This window comes from Thiococcus pfennigii (assembly GCF_016583835.1).
Lineage (GTDB): Bacteria > Pseudomonadota > Gammaproteobacteria > Chromatiales > Chromatiaceae > Thiococcus > Thiococcus pfennigii.
Genome location: NZ_NRRW01000081.1, coordinates 1 through 11,202 on the forward strand (window position 1 = coordinate 1; position 11,202 = coordinate 11,202).

Here is an 11,202-nt window from a genome sequence, read left to right on the forward strand (position 1 = left end):
CCTCATCGCTGCGTGGGGCCGGCGCCGGCGCCGGCGGCGCGGCGGGCTCGGCACGCGGAGGGCGTTCGACTGCGACCGCCGCGCTGTCGCGGGTCGCCGCGGTGTCCTCGCTCGGGCGTGCGGTCGCGGCGGTCGCCGCCGCCGGTTCGCGCCGCGGCGTCTCGGGCGCTTGCGGCTCCGCTGGGGTCGGGCGAGCCGCGGCGGTGCCGCTGGACGGTTCGGTCTCGGTGGTGCGTTCGGGCCTCTCGTCCCTCCCGCCGGCCTGGGTGGGTCTGGCCTCACCGCCCTTGGTCGGCCGGGGCTCGTCCGGCGCGGCGGTCGGCACCGGGGCGGACGGATCCTCGGTGCGAGGGGCGGTGCTCGGGGCGGTGCGCACGGGTGCCTCGGTCGGCTCGGGGGTCGCGCGCGCGGGTCGCTGCGCCTTCGGCGCGGCCTGCTCGGAGGTCCCTTCGGCCGAGGGCTCGCCGTCGCCGTCCGGGGCCTGCGTCGCGTCGCCGTTCATCCCCTCGCGCTGACCGGTGCTGCGCCGTCGGCCGCGGCCGCCGCGCCGCCGGCGGCTCGAACGCGGTTTGGTCCCGTCGCTGGGCGGGGTGGTCAGGGCGGGGCTTTCGTCGGTCGGGGCCGTGTCGCCCGTAACGGCCTCGGCGTCCTTGTCCGGGGTCGCGGCCGCCGGCGCGGGGGCGAGCATCAGGGCCTTGCCGCCGCTCGCCGGCCGCCCGCCGCGCTCGCCGCTGCGTTCGTGGGTCTCCGGCGTGGCTCGGTCCCGCTCGGTCCGCACCTCGGCTTGCGAATCGGGGCGGGTGTCGGTGCGCGGCTGGCCGTTGCTGGCGTCTGTGCTACCCGAACCGTTGCGCCGCGGCCCGTCGCCGCTCGAGCGCCGGCCGCGGCCACGCGAACGCCGCTCGCCGGTGCGTCCACGCTCCCCGTCGCCGCTCGGCCCGCTGCGCTCCTCGCCTTGCCGCGCGCCGCTCGCTGCGCGCGTTTCGCCACCCTCGCCCCCTCGGCGCGCCTCGTCCGTGCGGGGGTGGCGACGGGCCTCGTCGCGGCGCGGCCTGTCGTCGACCGACGGGTTGTGCGGGTTGTCCTGCTCGGGGGCGGCGCCGTCCTCGGCGCTCGTCGGGCGGGGCATGAAGATGCTCGTCCAGATCCGCTTGAGCAGGGGCTCCGGGTGCCGATCCGACAGCGGTGCCGCCGGCGGTTCGGGGGCGAGTGGGGAGGTCCGATCGCTGGCGCGGGGGTAGGCGCTCATCTTCGGTCGCGGCTCCGGGTCGGCGCGCTGCGGGGCCGGGGCGCTCGGGACGATGTGCTTGACCGCCGGCTCCTCGGCGCGGAGCGTCTCGGCGGCGCGCACGGCCGTCGCCGCGGCCGCGAGCGAGGCGGCGTAGACGTAGCTGGCCTGCTCCTTGGGCTGTTTGGCCATGTCCTGGGAGCGGATGCGTTCGATCCTGTAGTCGGGGGTCTCCAGTTCCTTGTTCGGCAGCAGGAGGACCTCGACGTCCTGGCGTTGTTCGATGTCGAGGATGCTGCGGCGCTTCTCGTTGAGGAGGAAGGTGGCGACGTCGATCGGCAGGTGGGCGAGGATCCGCTGGGTGTTGTCCTTCATCGCCTCCTCTTCGATGATCCGCAGGATCGAGAGGGCCAGGGATTCGACGCCGCGGATCGTCCCCTGGCCGCGGCAGCGGGGGCAGACGAGCTGACTCGATTCGCCGAGCGACGGGCGCAGGCGCTGGCGCGACATCTCCAGCAGGCCGAAGCGCGAGATCCGTGCCACCTGCACGCGTGCGCGGTCCTGCTTGAGGGCCTCGCGCAGGCGATTCTCGACCTCGCGTTGGTTCTTCGCCGGGGTCATGTCGATGAAGTCGATGACGAATAGGCCGCCGAGGTCGCGCAGACGCAGTTGGCGGGCGATCTCGTCGGCCGCCTCCAGGTTCGTGTTGAGCGCCGTCTCCTCGATGTCGGCGCCCTTGGTGGCGCGAGCCGAGTTGATGTCGATCGAGGTCAGCGCCTCGGTGTGGTCGATGACGATCGAGCCGCCCGAGGGCAGCTGCACGGAGCGCTGGAAGACCGACTCGATCTGGCTCTCGATCTGGTAGCGGGTGAACAGTGGCACCTCGTCCTCGTAGAGGCGCAGCTTCTTCAGGTTGCCGGGCATGACCTGGCGCATGAACTGCTCGGCCTTCTCGTACATTCGGCGGTCGTCGATGACGATCTCGCCGATGTCGGCCCGCAGGTAGTCGCGGATCGAGCGGATGATGACGTCGCTTTCCTGGTAGATCAGGAACGGCGCCCGGCGCTCGGCGGCCGATTTCTCGATCGCCTGCCAGAGCTGGAGGAGGTAGTCGAGGTCCCACTGGAGCTCCTCGACGTTCTTGCCGACCCCCGCGGTGCGCACGATCAGCCCCATGTCCTCGGGGATCTGGAGTTGACTCATGGTCGCGCGCAGTTCGGTGCGGTCCTCGCCCTCGATGCGCCGCGAGACGCCGCCGGCGCGTGGGTTGTTGGGCATCAGTACCAGGTAGCGCCCGGCCAGCGAGATGAAGGTGGTGAGCGCCGCACCCTTGTTGCCGCGCTCCTCCTTGTCGATCTGCACGACGACTTCGCGGCCCTCCTTGACCGCCTCCTTGATGTTGATGCGGGCGCCGGGCTTGGCGCTGTCGGGCTCGAAGTAGGCGCGGGCGATCTCCTTGAGCGGCAGGAAGCCGTGGCGCTCGGCACCGTAGTCGACGAAGGCCGCCTCGAGGCTCGGCTCGACGCGGGTGATCTTGCCCTTGTAGATATTGGCCTTCTTCTGTTCGCGGCCGGGTGATTCGATATCGAGGTTGTAGAGCTGTTGACCGTCGACGGTCGCGACGCGCAGCTCTTCCGGCTGCGTCGCATTGATCAGCATTCTTTTCATTGGGTTCCTGTCTCGTACATGGCACGTGCCCCGTTCCGGGGACACTGCGCCGGGCCGCCCCACGAGGGGGCCGGCCCGGGCTTCACGCTCCGCCGCCCTGACCTCGGGCTCCGCGGCGTGTTGGCTGCGGGGTTCGAGGGTCGACGCGGCCTCGTCTGCGCCCAGTCGGGAGGTCTCGGGTGGGCACGCGCCGTCGAATAGTTGCTGGGACCGCCGCATCGGCGGCGGTGGATCAACGACCCGGTCGTTTCCTAGTCGACCGCGCGGGCCGCAAATCAGCTGGCGGGCCCCTGGCCGGCGATTGCGCTGCTCGGCCTGGCCGGTGGCGCGCCAGCGGATGTCTCGGTGTACAATCCGCCCGACTCTTGCCCGAAATCGAGGGAGCCGGCGACCCGCGTCGCCGCGGCTCGCCCAGCCTTTGGCGGGGCGGCGCCGGGGGGCTCGCGTCGGCCGCGGGCTACAACACGCGCAAGAGGGCTAACTGCTCTGAAAATCCGCGAAATCGTTGGGCAGCGCAAGCCTCGGATATTAGCAATGTTCCATAAGGCCATCAATTGAGCGCCGACGCCCTGTCGCAGCCGCCGTCCTCGGGCGGTCCCCAGTACCTCCAGGTCGATCGCGAGGCCAGCGGGCAGCGCATCGACAATTTTCTCCTCCGCCACCTCAAGGGGGTGCCGCGTAGCCATCTCTATCGCGTGCTGCGCCGCGGAGAGGTGCGGGTCAACAAGGGGCGCGTCAAGCCGGAGTACCGCCTGCGTCTCGGCGACGAGGTGCGCATCCCGCCGCTGCGCCTCGCGCCTCAGGGGGAGGCCATCGCCCCACCGGCCCGCGCGGGCGTCTGGATCGAGGGGGCCATCCTGTACGAGGACGAGCGGGTCCTCGTGATCGACAAGCCGGCCGGCCTGGCCGTCCACGGCGGTAGCGGGCTCAGCCACGGGTTGATCGAGCTGCTGCGCGCCGCGCGCCCCGGTCAGACGCTGGAGCTCGTGCACCGGCTCGACCGCGATACCTCCGGCTGTCTGCTGGTCAGCAAGCGGCGCAGCGCCCTGCGGGAGCTGCATCGGTTGCTGCGCGAGAAGGCCCTCGAGAAGCGCTACCTGGCCCTGCTCGTCGGGCGCCTGCCGCAGGCCGAGGTCACCGTCGAGGCGGCCCTGCGCAAGAACCTGCTCCAGGGCGGGGAGCGCGTCGTGCGCGTCGACGCCGTCGAGGGCAAGGCGGCGCGCACCCACTTCCGGCGTCTGCGTAGCCTCCCCGGGGCGACCCTGGTCGAGGCGCGGCTCGTGACCGGGCGCACCCACCAGATCCGCGTCCATGCCGCGCACCTCGGCCTGCCGCTGGCCGGCGACGAGAAGTATGGCGACGCGGCGCGCAACCGGGCGCTGCGTGAGGTGGGGCTGCGGCGGCTGTTCTTGCACGCCGCGGTGCTCGGCTTTCGCACCGGCGAGGACGGCCCGGCAATACAGGTCCAGGCGCCGCTGCCGTCGGAGCTGGAGGGCGTGCTCGCGAGACTGGAGGGCCAGTGATGACCTTCGAGCTGATCGTCTTCGATTGGGATGGCACGCTGATGGACTCGGAGGCCCGCATCGTCGCCTGCATCCAGAGCGCCTTCACCGATCTCGGCGAGCCGTCGCCCGCGCCCGAGGCGGCGCGCGACATCATCGGCCTGGGTCTCGACGAGGCGATGGCGATGCTCTGCCCCGATGCCACCCTGGCCCGGCGGCGCGCGCTGATGGATCGCTACCGCGCCCACTTTCTCGGCGGCAACGAGACCCCATCGGACCTCTTTCCCGAGGCGCGAGCGACCCTCTCGCGGCTCGACCAACAGGGTTACCTGCTCGCGGTGGCCACCGGCAAGAGCCGCCGCGGCCTCGATGAGGTCCTCGCAACGACGGCCCTCGACCGCCTCTTTCACGCGACCCGCTGTGCCGACGAGACGCGCTCCAAGCCGCACCCGGATATGCTCCTGGAGTTGATGGACGAGCTCGGCGTCGCCCCGTCGGCGACCCTGATGGTCGGCGACACCGAGTACGACATCCAGATGGCGCACAACGCCGGGGCGGCCGCGCTGGCGGTCTGCTACGGTGTGCACGAGCGCGGGCGGCTCCTCGCCCAGCGTCCGATGGCCTGCCTGGAGTCGCTCGGCGAGTTGCCCGGGTGGCTGGGGCGGTTGGCCGAGGCGCCCGGCGTCGGTTCGCCGGCCTAGCGGACGTCTCGCGGGGCGTCCGCCCGTTTCCCCGTGTCCGCTGGCGCGCTGCCCGGCGGGCGAGACCCATCACCGGAGCGACGATCCGAAGCGATGAACTGGAAATTCTGGAAGAGACGGAAAGACGGCCTGATCGATCCCCAGGATCCGCAGTGGGAACGCACCCTGATGGGGCAGCTCGCCGCGGACTACATCCGCGAGCGGCGTCAGCGGCGGCGCTGGGGCAACCTGTTCAAGCTGCTGCTGGTCGGCTACCTGTTCGCGGTGTTGATCGCGGTCTACTCCGAGGACCTCGCCGAGCGGGTCAGCGGCGAGGGCCACACGGCGCTGGTGCGGGTCGACGGCCTGATCGCCGCCGATGCCGAGGCGAGCGCCGACCGCGTCGTCGGTGCCCTGCGCAAGGCCTTCGAGGACAAGGCGACCAAGGGCGTCATTCTGCGCATCAACAGCCCCGGCGGCAGCCCGGTCCAGGCCGGCTACATCAACGACGAGGTCCGCCGCCTGAAGGAGAAGTACCGCGAGGAGCACGACAAGGAGATGCCGGTCTACGCGGTGGCGATGGATCTGTGCGCCTCCGGCGGTTACTACGTGGCCGTCGCCGCCGACGAGATCTATGTCGACAAGGCGAGCCTGATCGGCTCGATCGGGGTGCGCATCGACAGCTTCGGCTTCGACAAGGTGCTCGAGGACCTCGGCGTCGAGCGGCGCCTGATGACGGCCGGGGAGAACAAGGGCATCCTCGATCCGTTCTCGCCGATGAGCGAGGCGCAGCGCGCGTTCATCCAGGACGTCCTCGATCAGCTGCACCAGCAGTTCATCGCGGCCGTCCAGGCCGGCCGCGGCGATCGCCTCGAGGGCGGTGACGAGATCTTCAGTGGCCTGTTCTGGAGCGGCGAGCAGGGCGTCGAACTCGGCCTCGCCGACGGGCTCGGCAGCGCCGGCTACGTCGCCCGCGAGCTGGTCGGGGCCGAGACCGTCGTCGACTATACGCAGGAATGGGATCTCGTCGAGCGCCTCTCCAAGCAGATGGGGGCCACGGCGGCCAGTGCGCTGAGGGGCCTCGTCGAGGCCCTGGGGGCGCCGGCGGTGCGCTGAGAATATGCGTCGCGCGAAGCGCCTGGCGTGGATTGCTTAAGGGATTTCGAGGGTAGGCAAACGCCGTTTGGCTGGCTACTCTAAGGGCGACGGAGGTACGCGGGTATCTCCAGCGGAGCGACTTGGTCGCTGTGGGCTGTCCTTGGCCGGGGTGCGATGACCCGACGCGGTGCCTGGGTCGGGCGGCGCGAACCTGTACTCGGGATCCTCGGGCGGTGGTCGTCGACCCCGCTGTCCCGGGCGCTCGTCGCGTCGGCGACTGCGCGGGCAAGGGCGGGCCGCGGCGTTTGGGAGGGGGGTTGACGATGATCGAATCTGCCTGGCGCCAGGTCCTGGTGCCGATCGCCGTGCTGTTCGTGCTCTCCGGCTGTGCGAGCACGACCTCGCAGCGGCTGGCCGACGGGGGGACCGCGACATTCCCGGAACCCGCGGCGATTGCCGACAATGTCGCCTTCTGGCGCAACGTCTACGGTACCTGGGGACGCGGTGACGTCGCGATCCACGACGACGAGCATCTCGGGGTCGTCTACGAGGTCGCTCGCCTGCCCGGCCCGATCGGCGAGGGCTACGACGCGGCGCAGCGCGAGCTCGTGCAGGCGCGCAAGGCACACTATCAGTGGCGCCTGGCGAGGCTGGAGGAGAAGGTCGCCGCCGGTCAGGGCCTCGACCGCGAGGAACGGGCGCTCCGCGAGAAGCTCGTCGCCGCCGGCGGGCAAGGCGCCATCGTCGGTGCCTCGCAGCGTGTGCGTTCGCAGCGTGGCCTGCGCGAGCGCTTCCGCCGCGGCCTGGAGATCAGCGGGCGTTACGAGCCCGCCTTCCGCGAGATCATGCGCCTGCATGGCGTGCCCGAGGACCTCGCCTACCTGCCTCACGTCGAGTCCTCCTACCAGATCCACGCCCGTTCAGCGGTCGGCGCCGCCGGGGTATGGCAGTTCATGCCGGCGACCGGGCGGCAGTTCATGACGGTGACCCCGGCCGTCGACGAGCGGCTCGATCCGGTCATCGCCGCCGATGCGGCGGCCCGCTATCTGCGCGACGCCTACGGGCGTCTCGGCAGCTGGCCGCTGGCGATCACCTCCTACAACCACGGCGTGGGCGGCATGCAGCGGGCCAAGGCCGCCTACGGCACCGACTTCGGCGCCATCGCGGAGCACTACGACGGGCCGGCATTCGGGTTCTCGTCGCGCAACTTCTACGCCTGTTTCCTCGCCGCCCGCGAGGTCGCGAGCGCGCCGGAGCGGTATTTCCCGGAAGGGATCCGCCGCGAGCGGCCGTTGGACGGAGATCGGCTGGTCCTGCGCCAGAGCCTTCCGGCGAGCGATGTCGCGCGCCACTACGGCCTGTCGCTCCAGCGCCTCGGCGCGCTGAACCTAGCCTGGCGCGATCCGGTCCTCGCCGGGCGGGCGACGCTGCCGGCGGGTAGCACCGTCTGGCTGCCGGCGGGCTCGCTCCAGCGGGTGGCCTGCCATCCGCAGCCCTCGCCGGTGCTGGTGGCGCAGGCCATGCCCGCGACCGCGACCCGCAAGGTGATGCCGGCCGTGGCGCAGCCGAAGGCCCCGGCCAAGGTTGCGGCCGTCGCCAAGCCGGCCGCCGCCAAGCCGCGGGCGGCGACCGTCAAGCACCATGTCGTGAAGCCGCAGGAGACCCTTTACCGCGTCGCCCTCCAGTACGAGCTCAGCGTCGACGAGCTGCGCCGTCTCAACCAGATCGCGCCGAACGACAACACGATCCGTCCCGGGCAGCGGCTGCGGGTCAGCAGCTGACGGCGCCTCGGATGTCCCGCATCAGCGGGCCGCGAGGACGTCGACGCCGGCCTCGCGGAGCAGGCCGGTGAGCCGAATCAGCGGCAGGCCGATCAGCGCGGCCGGGTCCTCGCCCTCGAGGCGCTCGAAGAGGGCGATCCCGAGCCCCTCGGAGCGGATGCTGCCGGCGCTGTTGAACGGCTCTTCAAGGTCGACGTAGGCCTCGATCTGGGCGTGGGTCAGGGTGCGGAAGTGGACGCGGAAGGGTTCGCAGAGGACACGGCATGACCCCTGCGCCGCGTCGAGCAGGCAGAGGCCGGTAAGGAAGCTGACGGTGCGGCCCGAGGCCTGCTCGAGCTGAGCGATCGCGCCGGCGCGGTCGCCCGGCTTGCCGAGGATGGTCTCGCCGAGGCAGGCGACCTGGTCGGAGCCGATGATCAGCGCGCCCGGGTGGGCTGGGGCGACGGCCCGGGCCTTGGCCTCGGCGAGGCGCTGCACCAAGGCATCGGCGGGTTCGCCCGGTCGCCGGGTTTCGTCGACGTCGGGGGCCGCCGTCACGAACGGCAGTCGCAGGCGGGCGAGCAGGTCGCGGCGGAATGGGGAGGTCGAGGCGAGCACGAGGGGCATCATGGCGGCGATCCGGGTCGGGCGTTGGCGGGATCGCTCATTTTAGCCGAGTTGACCCCGGTCGGTCGTCGCGGGCCGGCGGTGCCGCGCTCGGGCGAGCGTCGCCGTCGCCAGGGCCGCGCCTCGGTGGGGCGCACCAGCGAACGGGCGATGATCAGGGGCTGCCCTTGGAGGTAGCTTGCCCCTCCCGGTGAGCAAGCCCGGGGCGGCGCGCAGCAGCGTGCGGTGCGCGTGTGCCGGTTCGGGCCGTCGTTCGGTGCGTCCTGGTATCGGCCGGCGATGGCCATCGTCGACGACGAGGCGTCGGGGAGGCGGTGGCGAGACAGGGATCGCTGGTCCGGGATGAAGACCGGCTTGGCGTTGCGCCCGTCGATCTGGAGTCGATGGATTCGAGATCCACGGCCAATCCCGGGCGAGCGCCTCCAGCAGGGGGGCAGACTCCGGTGGTGCCCTGTCGTCGCATTCCTGTCCCTCGCGTCGCGACTCCGGCGCCGGCCGGCTGTCGGTGACCTCGAAAAGGGGCGGTCCGGGCGATGTCTCCAGCCGCGCAGCGAAGATGCGCTTGCCGCTTCGCCTCGTTGTCGGTCGTCTCGGCGACCGAGCCGGGTGGGGCATCCTAGCCCCGCACGGGCACCTTGAATCGCTCGAGCGCCCTGAGGGCTGGCGTCGAATTCCCTCCGCGGCGGGGGTTTGTGCGAGAATCGCGCGCGATCGGCGCGATGATGGGGGCGACCTCGCGGGCCAGGGCCCGGGGTTCGACCGGATGCCGATCGTCCTCGCGCGGAGCCGGCTCCCGATGTATGCGAAAGAACGCCTGGTGATCCTCGACGCCGACGGCACGACCATCGACGCCTTCAAGGCGATCGAAACGACCTTCGCCCATCACGGCATGGACTTGGGTCCGCTCGTGCGCTTCCAGAAGCGTCGCAACATCTTCAAGTACCTCGGCGGGATCAAAGAGATGCCGCAGAACCTGCGCCAACAGCTCGGGCGCACCCGGCGGCGCGCGATCATCGCGACCCTGACCGAGGTCTATCGCGAAGAGGCGGCCATGTTCGACGGCATGGAGCGGCTGATCCGCCGTCTCGCCGAGGCGCCCGATGTGCGGGTCGGGATCATCACCCGCAACATCACCGACGATCCTATCGCGACCCTCACGCGCCTCTTCGCGCGGCACGGCATCGAGCCCGGGCTCTTCGACTTCCTGATCCACCTCCCGCTCTCCGAGGACAAGCTCGACCACTTCCGCCGCACCCGCGAGCGCTACGCCGTCAATCCGGCCCGCGCCTACGCCTGCGGCGACGAGGCCAAGGACTTCAAGGCCGCAGTCGGTACCGGGATGCACCCCTTCATGGTCTCCTACGGTTTCGAGGACTTCGAGCGCCTGCGCCGTAAGCACCTGGTGCCGACCGAGCTCATCGCGCGCAGCCCCGATGAACTCGCCTGGCGGGTCTTGCACGCCCTGGGGCTCGAGGCGACCGATCGAGACGTCGCCGTCCCCCGTTGACGATTGCCGTTGCGCGCGGCGACCTTTCCCCCGATCTTGACCGTCATCGTTGCCAGGCCGCCGCGGTCCGCCGTCGTCGAGCCTCGCGCTCGGGCCCGGCCCTCGAGACCGAGCTGAACTCTATGGACTCCCCGTGCGCAAAGTAGTCAAGTTCGCCCTGCCCCTGCTGATCGTGGCCGCCGGCGTCGGCGCCTTCGCCGTCCTCAAGTCGACCAGGCCGCAGCCCGAGCCGCTGGCGGTGCAGGAGCGCGTCTGGCGCGTCGAGGTCGAGCGGGCCGTGGCCCGTCGTCTGGCGCCCGAGCTGGTCCTCTATGGCCGGGTCGAGACCAGCGACCTCCTGCGCGCGGCCGCCTCGGCGACGGCCTGGGTCGCCGAGGTCGCGGTGCGCGATGGTGATCGGGTCACCGCCGGCCAGGTCCTGGTGCGCCTCGACGAGCGCGACTTCCGCCCGCGCATCGCCCAGGTCGAGGCCCAGCTCGCCGAGCTCCAGGCCGAGATCGAGAGCGAGCGCAACCGCCACGAGAGCGATCGACGGGCCTTGGCGCAGGAGCGCAGGCTGCTCGCGCTCGCCGAGGAGACCGTGGCGCGACAGCGCAGGCTGATGACGCAGAAGCTCGGTGCCGAGCAGGCCCTCGACGAGGCCGAGCAGGCCGAGGCGATGCAGGCGCTGGCGGTTAGCAAGCGCGAGATGGACCTGGCTGATCACCCGAGCCGCCTGCGGGCCCTGGAGGCGCGCCTCGCCGATGCCCGCGCCCGCCTCGACGAGCTCCTGCTGGAGCTGGAGCGCGCGACGGTGCGGGCGCCCTACGAGGGCCTCGTCACCGGCGTCGAGGTCACCGAGGGCGATCAGGTCGCCAACGGCGACGTCCTGGTCACCCTCTACGCGCTCGGACGGCTCGAGGTCCGGGCGCGCATCCCGGCGCCGTACCAGGGCGAGCTCGGCGCGGCGCTCGCCGCGGGCGAGCCGCTCGCGGCCGTCGCCGAGGTCGGCGGAGCCCCGCTCGGTCTCGTGCTCGACCGGTTGGCGGGCGAGGCCGACCCGAGCGGCGTCGACGGCCTGTTCCGCATCGCCGGCGACCCGGCGCGACTGCGCCTCGGTCAGCAGTTGACCGTACGTCTGGCCCGCCCGGCC

The 11,202-nt window shown here is 71.6% G+C and carries 8 protein-coding genes; 6 read left to right on the plus strand and 2 right to left on the minus strand.

Features of this window, described 5'->3' with window-relative positions; all coding sequences use genetic code 11:
- Positions 1–2,896: ribonuclease E (gene rne / locus CKO41_RS16860; RefSeq protein ID WP_242464399.1), on the minus strand; the 2,896-nt coding region annotated here is incomplete at its 3' end.
- A gap of 554 nt (positions 2,897–3,450) precedes the next feature.
- Here rne and CKO41_RS16865 point away from each other — a divergent pair.
- The 4 genes from CKO41_RS16865 (at position 3,451) to CKO41_RS16880 (ending at position 7,957) form a co-directional block, all read left to right on the plus strand.
- On the plus strand, positions 3,451–4,419 hold the full coding sequence (locus CKO41_RS16865) for an RluA family pseudouridine synthase (RefSeq protein ID WP_242464400.1): 969 nt from the start codon (positions 3,451–3,453) through the stop codon (positions 4,417–4,419).
- Positions 4,419–5,099 (plus strand): HAD-IA family hydrolase, encoded by a 681-nt coding sequence (locus tag CKO41_RS16870; RefSeq protein ID WP_200383137.1) that lies wholly within the window; start codon positions 4,419–4,421, stop codon positions 5,097–5,099. Before CKO41_RS16865 ends, CKO41_RS16870 begins: the two co-directional genes overlap by 1 nt.
- A 93-nt stretch (positions 5,100–5,192) precedes the next feature.
- Entirely contained in the window at positions 5,193–6,194 is a 1,002-nt protein-coding gene (locus CKO41_RS16875; RefSeq protein WP_200383138.1) for a S49 family peptidase, read from the plus strand.
- Between the two features lie 305 nt (positions 6,195–6,499).
- A complete protein-coding gene (locus CKO41_RS16880; protein ID WP_200383139.1) occupies positions 6,500–7,957 on the plus strand; it encodes a lytic transglycosylase domain-containing protein in 1,458 nt (485 codons plus the stop codon).
- A gap of 21 nt (positions 7,958–7,978) precedes the next feature.
- Here CKO41_RS16880 and CKO41_RS16885 read toward each other — a convergent pair whose 3' ends face one another.
- Positions 7,979–8,566, minus strand: coding sequence for a Maf family protein (locus tag CKO41_RS16885; protein ID WP_200383140.1), 588 nt, complete (start codon positions 8,564–8,566; stop codon positions 7,979–7,981).
- A gap of 793 nt (positions 8,567–9,359) precedes the next feature.
- Between CKO41_RS16885 and CKO41_RS16890 the strand changes: the two genes are divergently transcribed.
- Both CKO41_RS16890 and CKO41_RS16895 read left to right on the plus strand, forming a co-directional pair.
- Positions 9,360–10,070, plus strand: coding sequence for an HAD family hydrolase (locus CKO41_RS16890; protein WP_200383141.1), 711 nt, complete (start codon positions 9,360–9,362; stop codon positions 10,068–10,070).
- Positions 10,071–10,203: 133 nt separating this feature from the next.
- A partial coding sequence (locus tag CKO41_RS16895; RefSeq protein ID WP_200383142.1) for an HlyD family secretion protein occupies positions 10,204–11,202 on the plus strand: 999 nt, incomplete at its 3' end.